Raw genomic sequence first — 18,956 nt, forward strand, 5'->3', positions numbered from 1 at the left:
GTGAACAGTTTTAAGTCCAAGGTAACTTTTCACTGCTTTAAGTTTCAGAGACTAGTTACTCTAAAAGTACACTGTCATTACCAAAAGCAAGTATGTTTAATAGCTAACAATTAATAATTTACGCATTTGTTTACCCTGAACTTTTTACCAAGTTATCATAAGTATCCAATCTTCCCCTCTCATACCTTTGCTTTCACTGTTAACAGTGTAATTTTGGCAACAATTAATTATCTAATGCTGCATGAGAGTAACAATTTTTTGGACAAATTCGAGAACAAGCTTCACATCCAATACAGTTTTCTGGATGAGCAACTACCATCACTTTGCGCTCGATTTCATCATCATCTTCATCATCAACAAATTCGCCTTCTTCGTTAAGTGCTTTTAAATCCAGCACTGGGAAACCACATACTTTAATACATCTGCCACAACCGATACATTTATCTTTGTCAATCGCTTGAGCAAACTTAGGTGTCCAAGCTTTACCGCCAAAAGTCAATCCTGTAAGTACCGCCATGTGTCTCTCCTGGCTACTATGCCAATAAAATTGTTTGTACGTTGATCCTCATCTTAACTTAATATTATCTACTTATTTTGTGATCAATCAATTAATTCGTGATCAGCAAAAAAAGCCAATCTTATACAGTTTTTCTCACCCATTTATACATTTTTATTTAAATGACAATTACTACCATTAATCTTAACCCAACTGACTTCTTAGACATTCTTTTATGTTTGCTACACTCTACAGATATTTATAATTTTTTGACGCATAACTAATGCTATTTATTGGCAATTTTTAATTAATTTATTAGATTTATCTAATAAAAAGTAGTTTAATATACAGTTAATGAATTATCTTCATGCAAAACATAGCTAAAAATTGCCAATCATAAGTAACTCTACTCAATTGACTGCAATAATTGCTAAAAAAAACGAAAAATCAAGGTTGTATCATTCTGCATATCATCTGTAACAGTTATGGCAGACTATTAAGTTGTGTTAAATATTAAAATTATTAATAAAAGCAATGTACATCAATCATCATAGATGTCAAGACACGCTCAAATTAATTTGGTTAAGCTTTTAAGGTTAAATAGAAATGTTAGCAAGCGAAGTATTTTTTAAATCCTTAAGAAGCATTTATAGGCTCATTATGAACAAATTTATAAAACTGGCTATGAAATGTTTATTAAATGAAGAAGTAATCTTAGGCTCTAGTTAAAAATCCAAAATAACTTCCAACTGGATGCAAAGCTTTGAGATGGATGTGGGGAATAATTCTAGCCAAGAGCAAATATTCTTGCTAGAGAGATAATTTAGTAGCTAGTGATAAATAAACAGGACACATCCAGGGGAAATTTGAGCCAAACATCTCAACGATTAGCGAGGGAAGAAGTCATATGCCTTATACAATCCCTAACAACAGTTGCGTTGGATGTGACAATTGCCGTCCCCAATGTCCTACGGGTGCGATCAAACTAGAAGATGATGAGTATTGGATAGATCCTTTTCTGTGTAACAATTGCGAAGGTTACTATCCAGAACCACAATGCGTCATTGCTTGCCCAACTAAATCGCCGATACCTTGGCAGGCCAAGAAAGGCAGATGCAAAGTTGAACCGCGAGATGCTACTAGCCCAGACTTATTTTCTAATGGTAAGAATAATCCATTTGCCTCAGCGATCGCCATCTGGGAAGCCTGTAACTTACTAGCACAACGTACATCCCTCAATTGGGAAAGCGACGCAGCAGGCTACCTATGCTACAGCCGACTAGTCAACCAAGGACGAGGTAAAATTGCCTTTCATATCCAAGATCCTTTCCAAGTCCATGAAAAAGCCAAAGATTTGGCAACTATTGAAGCATTTGATATCAGAGCCGCCTGTATTCATCTGATATTTGCAGCTCATGCTACAGCATCAGATCAACCTTGGAATCAAGAATTTGCCATTGACGAACGACAACTAGAGAAATACTTAGGGCTAGAAAAACGCAAAGACCTGAGTAAAAATGCCAAACTGTCATTAATGAAAAACCTTGTGCAACAAGCTTGTTCATTAGTCATCTCTCTAGATTGGCCTCAACAAGGTCAAGTCAAAGGATTTTCTGTCACTAATAGCCGCTTATGGCATTTAGTCAGCGTTCAGCATCACTTTCAAGAAGATGATTTAGGATGCAAATATTTAATTGGGCTAACTTTCAAAGTCAAAGCAGGAGCATGGAGTCAATATTTCTTAAACAAACAAGGTTGTAAAGAACGAGCTGCATTCTATCAATATGGCAGTCTTCCTAAGACTTTATTAACCACAGTTATGAGTATATGGCAACAACATGAAGGTGCAGTCAGACTCATGTTGTGGTTGCTATTTAAAACCAAAATGGGCAAAGAACAACGCATCACCGTGCCTACGCTACTTCGCATTGCCTATGGCACAGAAAAAGTCACCCTTGCAGCCAAACATCGGGAAGAACGTAAACGTCTATTAAGAACCTTTGAAAATGATTTAGAAGTCCTCAATCATCACGGCATCAAACCTATTTTTGATCCCATAACTTATCCCCTCACAATTCAACCATTGTGGGCAAAATTAGTAGATATTCCCGAAGATCCTGACGAAGCATTAGAATTTTGGATTAACGATGCTGGTGGCGAAACCCGGCTAACAGATAATAGCCCTCGTGGTAAATGGAATCTATTAATGAATGCGCGGATTTTGTCTTTTGAACTACCTCTAGAATGGGAAAGACAAATTGCAGATTCAGAAAAAAAACAACGTCGCACTGCTAAAACCAGACAAAAATCAAAAACCGCCGGCGATTTAGTTGGTGAGCAGATTTTACAAGCACGAAAAAACTTAAATTTATCTCAACGGGAATTAGCAAAGCTGACGGGTAAAAGTCAAAGTTGGATTAGAGATATAGAGAATGGTCGGCTAAAAGTCAAGCTAGAAGACCAATTACTATTAAGGAAAGTGTTGCATATTGCTTAATTAGGTAATAGGTAATGGGTAATAGTACTGGAAGTACTAAATAACTATCCATTTAGCAATCAATCGCTGACGACCTTCATGATATTCTTCCACCCAAATCATTGTCAGTTTTGGTGGATTTTTAGGTGAATTATCATCTTGAGCATTAGTTGTAGAAACTGGTTGCTGATGAGTATGATTATGTTCTAACAGTTGCATAGTAATTTCTCCTTAGTTGAAAAATTAAGCATGATTTTTTTGCTTATGTAATCTAATCAGTGTGTTTTTTAACTTATATGCAGAAATCAACAAAACTTTAGCTTTTTTATCTGTGTCTCTGTCTTGAAAAGTTCAGATGCCGCGGCAAGCCGCAAAGCGTCTACGGAGGAAACCTCCGCTCCGACTTTTCGCTGTGTCTTTGTGGTTAAATAAATTATTTTTGACCACAGAGACACGGAGACACAAAGAAAGTTGTCGAAAACTCAAATACCCGACTACTGTCAGCAGTCGGGTATGGCTATAAGTGATATGAGAGAGACATTGTGTATCGAAAACTTATGCGGAAATTAGCCTAAGCAACAAGCCTTTATTTTCGACAAGAAATTATTTCTTCTTGCTTGATTTTTTATGACTCTGCTTTCCTGCTTCAGAGTGCTGTTCTCTTGTACCACCCTGAGTTTTCTTTTCTTCATCACTATCTTCGATATCTTCGTTCTCTTCAATTTCTTCGTGACTTTCTTTTTTACGCCCACCACCGTGAGAATGTTTACCACCCTCACGTCCTATTTCTGCCATGTGTTCTCTATCTTTGCTGACTGTTTCGCCTCCCTTGCGTCCGGCTTCTCGCGCTTCTTCAGAGGTGAATTCGTGAGCAGTTCCTTTCTCGTGAGCAGCGTGTCCACCCTTGCTGGCAATTTCTCGTTGCTTGTCTTCATCCATTGAAGCAAAGCCACGTTTACTTGTGTCTGACATGATTGTACCTCTAAGTGACTAAGTAGAGTTGTTGGCTTTTAACTGGTCAAAATCTCTATTGGCTTCGTCTTTAATTTAGCCAAGCAAATCGGTGACATTCATTGTCCATAGGTGAGAATTACCACAGACCGAGCCTGAACTTTTGACATAGAACTCAAGTTGCTATGGTGATTGGTGATTGGTGATTGGTGATTAGGCAAGTAGTCAACAGTCCAAAGAAACTTGATTTTGACTATTGACCATTGACCATTGACCATTGACCATTGACCATTGACCATTGACCATTGACCATTGACTAATGACTAATGACTATTGACTATTGACCATTGACCACCTTCAGAAGGGTTTATCGGTTGGGTGCGTAAGTCCTATATTTTTCTTTGCCAAATTATACTTAACCTCAATTTCAAAGTTACTTTCTGCCGAGCCTTCGGTTAAAAACGGAATGCCAGTTTTACCACCCAACTTAATCCCAAACTTAACTGTCACTTCTTCCGCTTCAGGTAAATTCTGGAATGCACCAACAGCTAACTTGGCATAATCACGAATCTTATTCTGAAATTCTTGGATATTCACCGTAGGTAAACCGTCACGATATCCTGGTTCCTCCTCTTCTAAAATCTCAGTGAATTCCTTTGATTCCACGTAGATTGTGTATTCTTGATCATCATCTTTGACAATCAAACTTTGTACTTCTGACATTTATTCGCCTCAGTGAGTTTTTTGATTGCTATTCTAGTCATATTACGTAAAAACAGATGCCACAGAGATATGGCTCGATATGCGCTGGTAATTGGCATTGCCAAGTATGACAACTTCACTAACCTACCAAAAGCTGTTAATGATGCCACACACATTGCCCAAGTATTTAGTCAACATGGTCGATTTGATGTTCAGCCATTACCAGGAAAGTTAATCGAAAGTGAGAATTGCTGGCAAGTCACGCCTGATAAAAAGTTAACAGGCAAAGAACTAGGACAAGTATTGAGAGTATTTTTGTTAGAGAAAGCCAAAGGTGCAGAGGCATTAATTTACTTTGCCGGACACGGTTTTGAAGCAACTAGCCTGACGGGAGAACCAAAAGGATATTTGGCGACATCTGATTGTAGTAAAGATGGACAAAATGCGATCGCTTTTGATGATTTCAACACCCTGATTAGTAAATCCCAACTCAGCAGCCTTGTCGTATTGTTAGATTGCTGTTATGCAGGGTCTTTATTAGAGCGAAGCTTTATCAAGTCTAGTTTTCCGGTGTTCAACAGTAAACAAGACTATTGTTTAATTACCGCCTCCCGCGCTTTTGAAAGAGCCAGAGAAGATGCAGAAGGGGGAATTTTTACCAAAGCAGTCATCACCGGACTAGCTAACTCAGAAGCAGATGAGACTACCGGAGAAATCAACGTCAATGATTTGATGAGCTTTGTGACACGCAAACTCAAGGGAAGCGGACAAGAAGCCATTTACATGGGTGGTGGGAGATCAATTCCTCTGGTTTGGTATCCGCCGAGAAATCCGGTAACTGCTGGGGTGGTGAGTGAAGAATGTCCATACCGAGGGTTAGAAGCTTTTGATAAACAACACGCCAAATTCTTTTTTGGTCGGCAAAAAGTTGTCAACTATATCCAACAAAAATTAACACAAGCTAATTTTGTCCCCATTATTGGCGCTTCCGGGAGTGGTAAATCTTCTGTAGTCCGGGCGGGTTTGATTCCAGCGCTAGAAAAAAATGGTTGGCGAATCTTAGCAACAATTTTGCCTGGAGTCGAACCTTTAGCAGAGTTAAAACGAGCCTTTACCCAATGCTTTGAACGCACGCAAATTAGAGAAATTTCAGCTTTGATTGACACAGAAGGTTTATCTGGCGTAGTTTCTAGGCTGACTGGTTCTGAGCGTTGGTTGTTGGTGGTTGATCAATTTGAAGAGATTTTTACCCTTGGTGCTAAGGAAGAAGAGAAACAGCGATTTATTGAGTTGTTAACCCAGTGTTCTGAAGAACGGTTAGCAATTGTCACCACCATGCGGGCTGATTTTCTGGAATATTGTTTAAGCTACGAGTCGCTGACGCAAATAATTCAAGAACAAGCAGTGTATATGCCGCCATTATTAGGGGCAGAATTAGAAGAAGCGATCGCATCCCCAGCTATGTTACAAGGTTATCAATTACAAAGGGGATTGCTGGGAGCAATTCAGCAAGAAGTATTAGGACAAGAGAAAGGCTGCTTACCATTATTGCAGTTTGCCCTCACAGAACTTTGGGAACAACGCGAACAACAAACGCACCAGTTGACAGTAGCTAAGTTTAATAATTTGGGTGGAGTCATTGGAGCATTAAATCGTCATGCAGAAAACTTGTATGCAGGTTTTACGGAACAACAGCAAGGTTGGGTAAAGCGGATTTTGTTGAAGTTGGTACGTACTGGTGCAGCAGACCAGGATACGCGACAGCGACAATTGAAAATAAAGTTGTTGAGTGTTGCTGGTGATAACTTAAATGAGCAGCAAGACATAAGTGATGTTTTAGAAAATTTAATTCAAGGGCGTTTGTTAGTAACTGACTGCGAATCTACAGGAGAAATTTTGATAGATTTATCTCATGAGGCATTAATAGAAGGTTGGCAAAGATTAACTCAATGGAGAAACGAAGGTAGAGAACTCAGACGAATTATTGACCGTATGGAAGATGCTTTACAAGAGTGGCAAGAACACCCCAAGGATGAAAATTTGATGATGGGTGGACTACTATCTCAAGTTCGACAAAAATGGCAAGAAATAGAATTAGAAGTACACATGTCAATTAAAGAGTTTTATCAAAATAGTATTTTCTTTGAAGAAGCGCAACGTCAGAAATATGAAGTAGCCAATAAGACAAAAGCTGTATTTTTGGCAAATATGAGCCACGAATTACGCACACCTTTAAATGCTGTGGTTGGATTGAGCCAACTACTGCAAGATGATTTAACTGACCTCAAATTATCAACAGAACTTATAACTGACTTAGAACTCATCAACTCGGCGAGTAGACATTTACTGGAACTAATTAACGACATTCTTGACGTGTCAAAAATTGAAGCTGGTAAAATGATTCTCTATCCAGAAATATTTGAGATTTCTAAATTAATTAATAACATTGTTTCCACAGTTAAATCAGCTATAGAAAAAAATACAAATGTGTTAGAAGTCCATTTTGATCAAGATTTAGGCACGATGTATGCTGATCAAACTAGAGTGAGACAAGTATTATTAAACCTGTTAAGTAATGCTGCTAAATTTACTACTAACGGCAAGATCACACTAACAGTTCAAAAAGATAGACAAAACTGTCTGCCAGAAGCTTACCTGGAAATGATTACTTTCACAGTTACCGATACAGGTATTGGTATTTCTCCTGCTCAACAGCAACAACTATTTCAACCTTTTACTCAAGGAGATAATTCAATTAACAAAAAGTATGGAGGTACAGGACTAGGATTAGCTATCAGCAAGCATTTTTGCAAGATGATGGGGGGTGAAATTCTTGTCAACAGTCAATTAGGAACTGGTTCTACCTTCACAGTTAATTTACCATTAGTAAAATCAGAGGATGTGTGAGATTTGATTTGATCTAGTACTGTCACATCTTCACGAATCCGCAAACTGAGGAGACAAAAGCCGCTTGCGAAGTCTGCCGCAAATATGTTTGGAGTCAAGCAGCAGATGAAAACAGCAAGTAAGAAGAAAATAACACGAAAGATGAAGTTCTCATCTGCAACGTTGAGCTTTGAAACTGTAAGTTTCGAGATAAAAACACTAAACTCCGAGTTCAGAACTCGAAACTTCAAGCTGGGAACTCGACATTTTGAGTTCAGAACAGGAAACTTTGTGCTTGGAACTCGGAACACCAAGCTGAGAACATGGAACTTTGAGATGGGAAGTTGGAACTTCGGGCTTTGAGGTGCAATTATTGTGAGCGAAAAGCGATCGCTCAGTGTAGCGTTAGTATGAGTTATCTTCTATTCGAGTGTTTTGCTCATATTTGGCGATCGCTTCTTTAATGATTTTGGTTCGGAATTACCTGAATCATTCCAGTTTGGAAAACTGCATCATATAGGATATGTGTGTCAATCAGGTAGCTCATTCCCATTCCTGAAGTTCCTCTTCTGGTAATGGCTCAAAAAAAGCATCGCTGAGTTTTCCTGTTAGTATTCCTGGGGTGCGGGGCTGGGAAGCTTCTCGATCTAGACCTAAGCGAAAGTAGTGAACTATATCATAAATTTCTGCGAGTTTTTCTTCAGGGATTTCTTGCAGTTCTTGGACAATTTTCTGAATCAGCATAAGTCAAACCCTCTGTATTTCGTGGTTAATTGGATTTACGCTTCGTTTATTATGGCTCATCTTGGGAATATAGCAGAAAAGCACTTAACATTAAAGCACTTAACATTTGGCTATAAAAACAGGAATTTTTGAGCTTATAACACCAACATTCGAGATAGGATCTGCAATAGTGTGTGAGAAGTGTGAGAAAAGCGATCGCCCAGTGTAGCATTAGGATGAATTATCTTTTATTTGCACTTCTTGCTTAGGGACTTTTATCCCTCTTTTGTTACTTTAGGAAAAGAAAAATTGACAAGAAACTCAACTAGCAACAGAGAAACTGACTGGAGAAGCGCGAAAATCATTCATAAAGTCGATTAATCTCAAAAAGCAACGCTTCATACCAGGAATGTTAAATACTGTGAGCCAAGGTTGAATCAAACAGTAAAAAATATAGGGTTGAATGAGCAATCTCAGATTATTTAAGGCACTCTTCCATGTGATACCAGATTCCCAATTAGGATGTTGACTATATTGAGAACCATTAAAGTCTATTGATGAAGATGATTCTGAAATAGATGTTGATTGAGTTTGGGCATGAAGTTGAAAATAAGTAGCCTGAATGGCTAACACTAATTTAATCACGCCGGAGGGGGAAGCGGTGGTGCTAGCCCAGATGATGAGGCGGTTTCCGGTGCACAAATGAATACTGCTCACTATGTCAACTACCTGCATATATAACTATAAATATAAATTTATTATCAAGCAGCTAATACAACATTTGCTGTATTAATGATGGTTATTAACCGTCTAAACTTTCCTTGCATTCCATTAAAAATTGTGAAATATTAGAACAATGAACTGCGCTATCGATAAACTCCAAGCGACTTTCACCAAAGCATTTGTCACGTTGGACACTTGAAGCCAGCAACTATATGTGCTGCTGCAATAGTATTCTGCCCAAGTCTAATGTCTTGAGGCGAACGCTATTGTGCGCCCGTTGTCTTTTACGTTGACAAAGCCTGCACTTATATCCCTATACATAAAAAATCTTTGTGATGATTATCGCATCATTTTTTATGCAGAATAAAGCTTGCTCATTTGTCATTTTTGTCTCACGATAGGAGGAAGATATGTTTCTACCAAGACAACTATTCTTAGGTGCTTTGACATTATCTTTAATTAGTTTGACTAGTTATCCATACAAAAGTTTAGCCAATTCTCAACTATCTACAAAGCCCGTACAAGAATTTTACACTGCAAGCCTAGTAAATACTCTTCTAGATCCTCTTCTAAACCCTTATAAATGCCCTACCAAATTAAGAGTTATTAACGCTGCGGTTGCGACTGCATCACCAGTTGATGTCATTGTCAACGGTAAAAAAGTTTTGGAGAATGTAGATTTTCGTCAAGCTAGTAAATATGTAAATGTAACACCAGGAAATCTTCAGGTACTTTTTGTCCAATCTGGTACTCTCAGTACCATTGCTTCTAGAACCTTTACAGGAGCGCCTAATAGTGCTTATACAGTAGCGATAACAGGAACACTACAAGGTCCCCCAGGTCAACCATTATTTAATCAATCACCCTTTGTGATTCCAGAGGATTTAACACAGCCTAATCCAGGTAAATTTAAAGGACGTTGGTATCGCTTTTCGGAAACTAGCGCTGTTATAGATTTCCGTATTAGCAAATCCTCTAGCCCAAATGTGGATGAAACTCGTATCACAGACCTGACACCCAAAACTGCTATTCCTTACCCAGAACTTACAGCTGGTGAATATAACTTCAATCCAGTTCTACCTGACCAATTTGACCCATTGATCAATAATGCCTTCAACCCACCAATCACAGTAGAAGTTGCGAATCAACAAGTCCCGGCCGGAGTCATTTTTGATGTAATTGCTACAGGTAATGGCTTAGGCCAAGCACCTAACTCACTGCTACTTACAACTGCCTCAACACAAACAGCGCCTCCTGATGCCAATGGGTGTAATCAGATTGTGCAGTAAGCAAGATCAACTTAGTGAGGCATTTTTGTCCATAGGATCTGAGAAAATAAAGTGGTAAAAAATAGGGGGAATTTATCCCCCACAAAAAAATAAATGTTGCCACAATCAGACCAAAATATCTTCAGAAAGCATTTGAGTGAACAGTAGTATCTGACGCTAGAAATACTGTTGCTATTGAGAATAGTGATTATCTTCGGCGGACGGACACGACATAGCGCATTTCGTGATGAAATTAGCAATTCTTCCCTCTGTTGCCGATAATAGTTTTAGAGCTAATTATTCAAGAGGTCTGATTGTGGTTTTTGCTCAAACCAGTCTCTCAAGTGTAGCAACTCGCCTCACCTTAGACGAGTATCGGGCTATGGAACAAACCAATCCAGAACGCCATGAATACCGCAACGGAGAGATTATAACTATGTCGGGAGGTTCGGAATCTCATAGTGCGATCGCCAGCAACTTCTTAATTTACTTAGGGTTTTTACTGAGAGACACTGATTTTCGTTTGTATAACAGTGACTTGCGAGTTTGGATTCCTGAATATCAGTGCGGCACTTATACCGACTTGATGGTTGTTAATGGTGAACCAGAGTTCAATGGCAATCGCAATGATGAAATTCTCAATCCAATGGTGATTGTTGAAGTTCTATCGCCCTCTACCGAAGCATACGACCGAGGCGAAAAGTTCAGAAAATATCGCTCTATTGCCAGCTTTTGTGAATATCTGCTTGTGAGCCAAACTGAACCCTACGTTGAGCAGTATCAAAATCAGGATCGTAACAGTAATGATCGCTGGCTATGGCAAGTTCACTCTAACATTGAACAGACGATCCTTGTGCATAGTTTAAACGTAGAAATTCCCCTGACTGAAATCTATCGTCGCATTAATTTTTAACAAACTTAATCTTTCATTATTGCTATGAGTGAAATAGCTCAATCACTGCGGGCTTAGTTACTTTCCCCATGGCGTTGCGTGGTAATTCAGCAACTGTCAAAATGCGAGTGGGGATCTTATAAACTGCTAATTGCTCTTTTGCCCAACTCCTAAAAGATTCTAATGTCAATTGGCTCTGGGGTTTTAATACTAACGCTGCACACACTCGCTCACCCCACTCAGGATCGGCAATCCCAACCACTGCACATTCTTGAATATCTGGATGGGTTCTTAACACTTCTTCAATTTCCAAAGCGGAAACCTTATAGCCACCGGTTTTGATGATATCGACGCTCATCCGTCCGAGAATGCGGTAGTTATTGTTCTCGACTACAGCCATATCTCCTGTACAAAACCAGCCATCTCGAAAGGCTTTAGCGGTTGCTGGGGGGTTTTGCCAATATTCTAAAAACACTCCAGGGCTTTTGACTTGGATTTCTCCTGGTGTTTCTGGTGGGACTAAATCTCCGCTTTCATCAACTAATCTGACTTGTACTTGCGGTAAAGGCTGACCCACATAACCAGAGTATCGCTGACCGTGTAAAGGGTTGGATAGTGCCATGCCGATTTCCGTCATTCCATAGCGTTCTAGCAGAAAATGACCGCTAATACTCTGCCACTTTTCTAAAACTTGGACTGGTAAAGCGGCTGAACCAGAAACCATCAGTCGCATTTTGGCACACCCTGCCGTCATAGCTTGCTGGCGTGCTGGAGTAGCCTTTTCCCAAGCAGCAATTAATTTTACATAAATTGTTGGTACTGCCATAAATAGGGTTAAGTCACCATCACAAATCCGATTCCATACAACTTCGGCATCAAATTTGTGTAACATATGACACTTGGCTCCAGACCATAAAGCGCAGGTCAGGACATTGACAATTCCATGAATATGATGTAGGGGAAGTACGTGCAGAATGCGATCGCTCGATGTCCATTCCCAAGCAGTGACTAAGCTTGTCACTTGAGCTTGGATATTTTGGTGAGTTGTCACAACACCTTTGGGTTTGCCTGTTGTCCCGCTAGTGTAGAGAATTAATGCCCGTCTAGTGATATCTATTTCTGGAAGACGACTAATCTGATTTGAGAGAGGGTCTGAGGTGAGGATAAAGCGCAATTTTTTGGCAGTCGCAAGCGATTGCAGTATCTCCTCAAAGTGGGGATGAGCGATAATAATTGATGCGTCTGAGTTGGTAATTACATACTCTAATTCTGGTCTGGGGTGGGAAACACAAAGCGGTACGGCGATTCCGCCAGCTTGCCAAATCCCCCACAGAGTAGCTACATACTCAAACCCCGGTGGGATGAGAAAAGCAACTCGCGCCTCTTGTAAATCTTCTGCATCCTCTAACAGGCTTGTGGCAATTTGACTGGAAACATCAAGCAAGTCTTGATAAGTAAATGCTCCCGCATCTGTAGAAATTGCTACTTTCCCATTATTTGCTTGAACACGAGTAATTAAAGGGAAATTCACTTTTCTTTACCAATTTATCTTTGATTCAGTCTAGTTGATGAGGTGCGAAAATTACAACAAGGAATTGGAAAATCAAGAGAGTACACAAGAGAAGTCAGCATGACAGATGCACAGCGATTAGATGACGTTGAGGATGAATTAGAGACTGTTAAACAGGTGTTGCTATCAACGGCTAGATATGCAGAGTCGGCAAACCAAAGGATTGATAGGTTAATTGAACGCCAAGATTCAACGCAAAAACAGCTTGACAGTCTAGCTGTAACTGTTCAAGTTATGGGTGAAAGAGTTGATGCGTTTATCAGCAAGACAGATGCTTTTATTAGCAAGACAGATGCTTTTATTAGCAAGACAGATGCTTTTGTTAGCAAAACAGATGACTTCATTGAAACAACGCAAGCTAGAAATGCTGTGTTTGGGGAAGTGATTTTGCGGCTAGAAGAAAATCACGCTTCGACTAATGCTGCCATTGAAAGGCTAGAAAGAATTTTAGTGCGATTAATTCCCCCAAATGAATCTTAAACCCTCCTATAGTAATCCGGCTGACTCATATAGACGCTTGATCATCGCGGTAATTTTTGCCCCATAATTTAAATCTGCTGACCAACGGCCTGAGAGTTGGTCTATGACAGTGACAACGCCACGGGTGACAAAACGAAACCTGGGATCGACAACTTCGTTAACTAGGGGTTCTAAACTGGCGTAAGCTTTGAGGTGTTGGATATGCGCCCTGACACCGATTCTAGCGCTGGGAAAAGATGCAACTTCTGCACCGCCACCGATGGAACCTAAACCAGCAAAGTTGTTTTGTTCTGGTGTAATATCCCCACCAAAGCGTAAGAATCCGGTTTCTACACACATTTGGCAAAAGGCGATATCATAGTTCACTCCTTCTGCTTTGGCTTCTTCCTGATAGAGTTTTGGTAAATCAGGAAATTGAGTTATGGCATTTTCGTTATTATTTCTTAAAAATATTTGTAATTGTACTTCTGAGGTGTTGCCATTGGACATAATGCGATCAAATTGACCAGGGCAAACTACTAAATTAGAACGTAGGCTGACAGTGCGAGTTGCAGTATCCCAGGTGACTGCTACGTTAAAATCTCGCAATTCCACAGCTTTGACATATACTATTTTGCGATAAGTAAGGCGATTGACATTGGGCGCTTTCGACAAATCAATCCGTAGGCGATCAACTAAATCAATGGGAATATAAGCGTTACCATTAACTAAAATCCCTTGCTCTGCGTAATTTTGTCCATTGATATTGATATTGATGGCATCATAATTGGGATCAGATGGCGTTCCTGGCGTAGGGTCGATAACTCGACTCCATGATGCCAAACCATCAGCAATCCCCAAAGCAAAATCTCGGCGGCGATTTTGCAACAAAGCCCGATCCTCTGGACTGCTGAGAAAACCGACTTGGATTAACAAAGAAGCGATCGCAATTTGCCGACAAAAGGCTAATCTACCCAATCCACTATCTGTATCTGGCTTAACTCCTCGATTCGGTAGTTGGGGTACACGGCGTAACAATCCTACCAATAGCAAATCACCATTGCTCTTACGCTCATTATTACCAGCAATATAAAAAACACTAGCCCCACGCACCACCGGACTGCTAGCCGAATCAGCATGAACCTCAAGCGCTACATCACCCCGACGACCACGAGCATTAATCCAAGCAATTGTCCCAGATGCACTCAAATCATCGGGAACCGCTAAAACTTCAAAATTCCGCGATCGCAATTCTGTGACAATCAAATCCCGTAGTAAAATCATCTCTCTAGCTTCTGTCGTACCACCTGCGATCGAGCCTGGATCTACACCCCCTGCTTCTTGACCTCCGTGGGCTGCCGAAATAAAAATACGCCCCATCTCCCGTATTTCCTCTGATAAAATTAAGCCTAAGCCATTCTATGCAATATTTCTGGTCTAGCAACAAGAATATAATAGCTGTCAGAGAGTGATGAGTGCTGAGTAGAGAGTGCTGAGTAGAGAGTGAGGGAGTGAGGGAGTGAGGGAGTGAGGGAGCGAGGGAGCGAGAGAATGACTATTGACTATTGACCATTGACTAATGACTAATGACCATTGACCATTGACCATTGACTAATATGCAAATACCTCGTTTACACCCAGACACAATTGAAGAAGTGAAAAATCGAGTTGACATTGTTGATGTCGTCTCGGAATATGTGGTGTTACGCAAGCGGGGTAAGGATTTTGTCGGGGCTTGTCCTTTTCATGATGAGAAAACACCCAGTTTTACAGTTAGTCCGCATAAGCAAATATATTTCTGTTTCGGCTGTCAGGCTGGGGGGAATGCGATTAAGTTTTTGATGGAATTGGGTAAGCGATCGTTTGCAGAGGTGGTGTTAGATTTAGCACGGCGTTATCAAGTTCCTGTGCAAACTTTAGCACCAGAACAACGGCAAGAATTACAACGTCAGTTGTCTTTACGGGAACAGTTGTATGAAGTTCTCGCAGCGACGGCAAATTTTTATCAGCACGCACTGAAACAGTCCCAAGGTCAAAAAGCGCTTCAGTATCTACGTAGTGATCGCCGACTCAATGCAGCGACAATTCATCAATTCGGGTTGGGTTATGCGCCTGTAGGTTGGGAAACTCTGCATCGTTATTTGGTGGAAGATAAACATTATCCGGTACAGTTGGTAGAAAAAGCGGGTTTGATCAAGCCGCGTAAGGAAGGAGGCGGATATTATGATGTATTCCGCGATCGCTTAATGATTCCTATCCGGGATGTGCAAGGACGAGTGATTGCTTTTGGTGGGAGAACTTTAACGGATGAGCAGCCAAAATATTTAAATTCACCAGAAACGGAACTGTTTAATAAAGGTAAAACTTTATTTGCCCTAGATCAAGCCAAGGCAGGGATTTCGCAATATGATCAAGCGGTGGTAGTGGAGGGATATTTTGATGCGATCGCTCTCCATGCTGCGGGAATTACTAATGTTGTGGCTTCCCTCGGTACGGCATTGAGTATCGAACAAGTCAGGCTAGCATTACGCTACACCGATTCAAAACAGTTGGTACTCAATTTTGATGCTGATAAAGCGGGAAATATTGCCGCAGAAAGGGCAATTGGGGAAATTGCTGATTTAGCTTACAAAGGTGAAGTACAACTAAAAATTCTGAATATCCCCGATGGTAAAGATGCTGATGAATATTTGCATTCCCATACACCAGAAGATTATGGGAAGCTATTAGCAAATGCACCTCTGTGGCTAGATTGGCAGATTCAGCAAATCATCAAAGATTGTGATTTAAAACAAGCTACTAATTTTCAAAAAGTTACACAGCAATTTGTCAAGTTACTCAAAAATATAGTTAACAGTGATACGCGCAATTATTATGTTTCTTTCTGTGCAGAAATCCTCAGTTTAGGTGATACCAGACTCATCCCGTTACGAGTAGAAAACCTCTTAACTCAAATTACTCCCACCTCAACAAATTCTCAGCCTTTATCAGCTAAGAAAAATGGCAACAGAGGCAAACTTTCTTTAGTTCCTAATACCCAAACCCACACAGATCGCAGTCTTCTAGAACAAGCAGAAGCTTTATTACTCCGAATTTACCTACATTGTCCCGAACAGCGTAACACTATACTTACAGCATTAGAAGAACGAGATTTAGAATTTAGCCTTTCCCACCATAGATTTTTGTGGCGAGAAATTTTAGGGTTAATAGATACCCAGGTTGACTTAATTTCTAGTTTGCAAGATAAAGACTTAGAGTTATCGGAAGAAATAGGATTAATTTCACATCTGTTTCATTTGAGTGAGAAAACCCAAAAAGATATACAAAGGACTCCGCAAGTTGTGCAAGCAGCGATCGCTTGTATAGAAAAAGTACTACGAGAAAAGCGCTATCGTCACTTTTTGGAACTGTGGGAAGCAACTGATCCTGAGACAGAACCAGAACGATGGCAAGCCTATTATCAAGCATTTTACACCGAAAAAATCAAGTTACAAGAACTAGACCGTCAACGGCAATTTTCCCTGACAGACTTGCTGTAATTATATTTATCTAACAGAATTCAGGAGTCAGGAGTCAGAATTCAGTATGAATTGGAGTAATATTTAGTAGTAATATTAGTAGGCTGGGTGAAGGCTTTGCGTAACCCAACACGATCTGAGAAACCTAATATGTATCTTGGTGTTGAGTGAAGCTACCGCTAAAATCAACCGACAATTTTTTGATTGACAATCCTATGAATAAACCAATAATCTGGGTAAATGGAGACTGTCTTAGTCCCTACAACCCAGCGCTACAAGAATATCCTGATGCTCCTGCTGTTTGGGTGTGGGATGATGCTTTGATAGAAGAGTGGCAATTAAGCTTGAAACGTATCACATTTATTTATGAATGTTTGTTAGAGTTACCCGTAGAAATTCGCCGTGGTAACGTGGCACAAGAAATTATTACTTTTGCTAAAGAACATAATGCTGATTTAGTGGTGACGACAGATAGTCCTAGTCCGAGATTTGAGTCTATCTGTAATGATATTGAGCGTTCTTTAAAATTAGAAGTGTTCGCAGTAGAACCATTTTTTGACTACGACGGTTACATTGACTTGAAACGATTTTCTCGCTATTGGAAAGTAGCGGAAAAGTATGTGTTTGAATAATTGGTTTTGTCCTTCAAAGAAGCAAGCTACCTTCGCCATTCCCACGGAATTCATACTGAATTCTAGCGACTGACGGATGTATTTTGTTCGATAATTACTACAATAAGATAGTCCGCACCTAACTCTGGAGTTCTCACAGTGGGCTTATTTGATGATTTGAGTCGGTTTCTGGAAAACCGTTTAGAGGAATTCTTGCGTAATAATCCACATTTGGAGTTAGAGGCGCTGTTAGAACAGCTGCGGCAGCAAGAAGAAGATACTTTAAAGTTGATTGCAGAGTTACAATTACAAGAGAAGCGATCGCAAGAAGAAATTCTCGCTACAGCTCAAGAAATCCAGCGTTGGCATATTCGGGTTCAAAAAGCCAAAGATGCTGGTAGACAAGATTTAGTCACCCCAGCCCAAGAACGAGAAGCAGCTCTACTGCGTGAAGGCAACCAACTTTGGGGACAGATGCAAGGCTTGAAAGAGCGTATAGAACAGTCTAAACAACTCCTCAGCAAAATACAAGTACGTCGTCAAGAAGTACAAACCAAAGCAGCACAAGCACAAACAACACGCGCCAAAGCACAAACGCAACAACGTATAGAAACTAACGGTTGGTGGAATTCAACTAGCAGTAGTAGCGGATTTGATGATTTAGAAGAAAAGTTTCGCCGTTGGGAAACTGAAGATGAGCTAGAAAAAATGAAGCGTAATTTAGGCAAATAATTACGTAGCTACCTCTAAAAAAATCTCTATTTCTCTGTGGATAGAGATTTTTAATTTTGATATTTTATCTGTATTTATAATCACAATATTTATCCTTTTAAATGGTTTTTAAATTAATTTTATTTTCAAAAATAAAATATTGAGCTTTTATTAATTTTTTTTATCCAAATTTTTATTTACTGATATATTGGGATTAATGTCTTAGTTTATCTTGGCTGTTTATCAATCTACTATTTTCTGCTTGCCGTAGTGTTTTCTGAAAACTATAAATGAGAACTAAGGCATGGAACAAACTACATTTTTAGATGTTTTAACAAGCTTACAGAGATTATTTGTAGGTTATATTCCAGCAGCGATCGCAGGTAGCTTTATTGGCTATATCATCAGTGTCAATAACGCTGTTTACCAATTGATGAGGCGGATATTTCAGATACCAAATAGTATCCCCCCCATTGCTTTGCTACCAATTATGCTCCTGGTTTTTCAAGAAAATGAATCAGCAGTGACATCGGTAATTTTTATTGCTAGCCTTTGGTCAATGATCATCAATATTGCCATAGGTATGCAACATTTTCGTAGACAGAACAATAATTTTCGAGCAGCTATCTTTCATACATTCCATGCTTTAAAAGTCAGTATTTGGGTTGCATGGTTTACAGTGATTGCCATAGAAATGTTATTAGGTTCCAAAGGACTTGGTGCTTTTTTGTGGAATAGTTATAAATCTGGTAATAGCAGTTACATAATTGAAGGGCTACTTTATATCGGCATTATTGGACTGTTACTAGATCAGTTTTTAGACTATACAGGATATCTCCTAGCCCAAATGGTTTCAGATGGCAAGAAATCCTCTTAGAGGATGTGGGAAAAGTCGTAAATTTATCCCCCAATCTACTCCAATAATATTTATTTGCGACACATACAGAATGTAGGGGCGTGTTGTACACCC

The 18,956-nt window shown here is 39.7% G+C and carries 17 protein-coding genes and 2 pseudogenes; 10 read left to right on the forward strand and 9 right to left on the reverse strand.

What is annotated here, in order from left to right:
• Window positions 1-223: 223 nt before the first annotated feature.
• Entirely contained in the window at window positions 224-517 is a 294-nt protein-coding gene (gene fdxB, locus FD725_RS23480; protein WP_179050378.1) for a ferredoxin III, nif-specific, read from the reverse strand.
• Between the two features lie 886 nt (window positions 518-1,403).
• On the opposite strand from fdxB, the gene FD725_RS23485 reads away from it, so the two are divergent.
• The gene (locus FD725_RS23485; protein WP_179050379.1) at window positions 1,404-2,993 is read left to right on the forward strand and encodes a helix-turn-helix domain-containing protein; all 1,590 of its coding nucleotides are present in this window, start codon (window positions 1,404-1,406) and stop codon (window positions 2,991-2,993) included.
• 36 nt (window positions 2,994-3,029) lie between these two features.
• Here the strand turns inward: FD725_RS23485 and FD725_RS23490 are convergent, their stop codons facing one another.
• From FD725_RS23490 to FD725_RS23505, 4 genes are all read right to left on the reverse strand, one after another.
• Window positions 3,030-3,191 (reverse strand): hypothetical protein, encoded by a 162-nt coding sequence (locus FD725_RS23490; protein WP_179050380.1) that lies wholly within the window; start codon window positions 3,189-3,191, stop codon window positions 3,030-3,032.
• A 384-nt stretch (window positions 3,192-3,575) separates the two neighbouring features.
• Window positions 3,576-3,944, reverse strand: a complete 369-nt coding sequence (locus tag FD725_RS23495) for a KGG domain-containing protein (RefSeq protein ID WP_179050381.1) — start codon at window positions 3,942-3,944, stop codon at window positions 3,576-3,578.
• Window positions 3,945-4,042: 98 nt separating this feature from the next.
• Complete coding sequence (locus FD725_RS23500) at window positions 4,043-4,222, reverse strand: hypothetical protein (RefSeq protein WP_179050382.1); 180 nt, start codon at window positions 4,220-4,222, stop codon at window positions 4,043-4,045.
• A gap of 58 nt (window positions 4,223-4,280) precedes the next feature.
• On the reverse strand, window positions 4,281-4,646 hold the full coding sequence (locus FD725_RS23505; RefSeq protein WP_179050383.1) for a CU044_2847 family protein: 366 nt from the start codon (window positions 4,644-4,646) through the stop codon (window positions 4,281-4,283).
• Window positions 4,647-4,715: 69 nt separating this feature from the next.
• Between FD725_RS23505 and FD725_RS33180 the strand changes: the two are divergent.
• Window positions 4,716-6,602, forward strand: a pseudogene (locus FD725_RS33180) (caspase family protein); the annotation flags it as partial.
• 192 nt (window positions 6,603-6,794) lie between these two features.
• A pseudogene (locus tag FD725_RS32690) lies at window positions 6,795-7,532 on the forward strand (sensor histidine kinase); the annotation flags it as partial.
• 522 nt (window positions 7,533-8,054) lie between these two features.
• Here the strand turns inward: FD725_RS32690 and FD725_RS23515 are convergent.
• Window positions 8,055-8,255: a hypothetical protein gene (locus FD725_RS23515; RefSeq protein WP_179050385.1), complete on the reverse strand. Its 201-nt coding sequence runs from the start codon at window positions 8,253-8,255 to the stop codon at window positions 8,055-8,057.
• 300 nt (window positions 8,256-8,555) lie between these two features.
• Window positions 8,556-8,936 (reverse strand): hypothetical protein, encoded by a 381-nt coding sequence (locus FD725_RS23520; protein WP_179050386.1) that lies wholly within the window; start codon window positions 8,934-8,936, stop codon window positions 8,556-8,558.
• Window positions 8,937-9,367: 431 nt separating this feature from the next.
• Between FD725_RS23520 and FD725_RS23525 the strand changes: the two genes are divergently transcribed.
• Together FD725_RS23525 and FD725_RS23530 are read left to right on the forward strand one after the other, a co-directional pair.
• Window positions 9,368-10,246 carry a DUF4397 domain-containing protein gene (locus tag FD725_RS23525; RefSeq protein WP_179050387.1) on the forward strand — a complete coding sequence of 293 codons (879 nt, stop codon included), beginning with the start codon at window positions 9,368-9,370 and terminating at the stop codon, window positions 10,244-10,246.
• 295 nt (window positions 10,247-10,541) lie between these two features.
• On the forward strand, window positions 10,542-11,138 hold the full coding sequence (locus FD725_RS23530) for a Uma2 family endonuclease (protein ID WP_179051662.1): 597 nt from the start codon (window positions 10,542-10,544) through the stop codon (window positions 11,136-11,138).
• Between the two features lie 22 nt (window positions 11,139-11,160).
• On the opposite strand, the gene FD725_RS23535 is transcribed toward FD725_RS23530, so the two are convergent.
• On the reverse strand, window positions 11,161-12,648 hold the full coding sequence (locus FD725_RS23535; RefSeq protein ID WP_179050388.1) for an acyl-CoA synthetase: 1,488 nt from the start codon (window positions 12,646-12,648) through the stop codon (window positions 11,161-11,163).
• Between the two features lie 99 nt (window positions 12,649-12,747).
• Here FD725_RS23535 and FD725_RS23540 point away from each other — a divergent pair, with 99 nt between their 5' ends.
• Entirely contained in the window at window positions 12,748-13,167 is a 420-nt protein-coding gene (locus FD725_RS23540; protein WP_179050389.1) for a hypothetical protein, read from the forward strand.
• Window positions 13,168-13,173: 6 nt separating this feature from the next.
• On the opposite strand, the gene FD725_RS23545 is transcribed toward FD725_RS23540, so the two are convergent.
• The gene (locus tag FD725_RS23545; protein ID WP_179050390.1) at window positions 13,174-14,526 is read right to left on the reverse strand and encodes an N-acetylmuramoyl-L-alanine amidase; all 1,353 of its coding nucleotides are present in this window, start codon (window positions 14,524-14,526) and stop codon (window positions 13,174-13,176) included.
• Between the two features lie 236 nt (window positions 14,527-14,762).
• Here FD725_RS23545 and dnaG point away from each other — a divergent pair, with 236 nt between their 5' ends.
• From dnaG to FD725_RS23565, 4 genes are all read left to right on the forward strand, one after another.
• Window positions 14,763-16,685, forward strand: a complete 1,923-nt coding sequence (gene dnaG, locus FD725_RS23550; protein ID WP_179051663.1) for a DNA primase — start codon at window positions 14,763-14,765, stop codon at window positions 16,683-16,685.
• A 194-nt stretch (window positions 16,686-16,879) separates the two neighbouring features.
• Entirely contained in the window at window positions 16,880-17,296 is a 417-nt protein-coding gene (locus FD725_RS23555; RefSeq protein ID WP_179050391.1) for a hypothetical protein, read from the forward strand.
• Between the two features lie 138 nt (window positions 17,297-17,434).
• On the forward strand, window positions 17,435-18,007 hold the full coding sequence (locus FD725_RS23560; RefSeq protein ID WP_179050392.1) for a TIGR04376 family protein: 573 nt from the start codon (window positions 17,435-17,437) through the stop codon (window positions 18,005-18,007).
• A 283-nt stretch (window positions 18,008-18,290) separates the two neighbouring features.
• Window positions 18,291-18,863 carry a nitrate transporter gene (locus FD725_RS23565; protein WP_179050393.1) on the forward strand — a complete coding sequence of 191 codons (573 nt, stop codon included), beginning with the start codon at window positions 18,291-18,293 and terminating at the stop codon, window positions 18,861-18,863.
• The last annotated feature ends 93 nt before the right edge of the window (window positions 18,864-18,956 follow it).

The sequence above is a fragment of the Nostoc sp. TCL26-01 genome, from assembly GCF_013393945.1.
Taxonomy (GTDB): Bacteria; Cyanobacteriota; Cyanobacteriia; order Cyanobacteriales; family Nostocaceae; genus Trichormus.

Excerpts from the sequence above, each read along its gene's own strand:
- FD725_RS23505 (WP_179050383.1), bottom strand. The coding sequence starts at position 4,646 with ATGTCAGAAGTACAAAGTTTGATTGTCAAAGATGATGATCAAGAATAC.
- FD725_RS23490 (WP_179050380.1), bottom strand. The coding sequence starts at position 3,191 with ATGCAACTGTTAGAACATAATCATACTCATCAGCAACCAGTTTCTACA.
- fdxB (WP_179050378.1), bottom strand. The coding sequence starts at position 517 with ATGGCGGTACTTACAGGATTGACTTTTGGCGGTAAAGCTTGGACACCT.
- FD725_RS23545 (WP_179050390.1), bottom strand. The coding sequence starts at position 14,526 with ATGGGGCGTATTTTTATTTCGGCAGCCCACGGAGGTCAAGAAGCAGGG.
- FD725_RS23495 (WP_179050381.1), bottom strand. The coding sequence starts at position 3,944 with ATGTCAGACACAAGTAAACGTGGCTTTGCTTCAATGGATGAAGACAAG.
- dnaG (WP_179051663.1), top strand. The coding sequence starts at position 14,763 with ATGCAAATACCTCGTTTACACCCAGACACAATTGAAGAAGTGAAAAAT.
- FD725_RS23485 (WP_179050379.1), top strand. The coding sequence starts at position 1,404 with ATGCCTTATACAATCCCTAACAACAGTTGCGTTGGATGTGACAATTGC.
- FD725_RS23540 (WP_179050389.1), top strand. The coding sequence starts at position 12,748 with ATGACAGATGCACAGCGATTAGATGACGTTGAGGATGAATTAGAGACT.
- FD725_RS23565 (WP_179050393.1), top strand. The coding sequence starts at position 18,291 with ATGGAACAAACTACATTTTTAGATGTTTTAACAAGCTTACAGAGATTA.
- FD725_RS23500 (WP_179050382.1), bottom strand. The coding sequence starts at position 4,222 with ATGGTCAATGGTCAATGGTCAATGGTCAATGGTCAATGGTCAATAGTC.
- FD725_RS23515 (WP_179050385.1), bottom strand. The coding sequence starts at position 8,255 with ATGCTGATTCAGAAAATTGTCCAAGAACTGCAAGAAATCCCTGAAGAA.
- FD725_RS23525 (WP_179050387.1), top strand. The coding sequence starts at position 9,368 with ATGTTTCTACCAAGACAACTATTCTTAGGTGCTTTGACATTATCTTTA.
- FD725_RS23555 (WP_179050391.1), top strand. The coding sequence starts at position 16,880 with ATGAATAAACCAATAATCTGGGTAAATGGAGACTGTCTTAGTCCCTAC.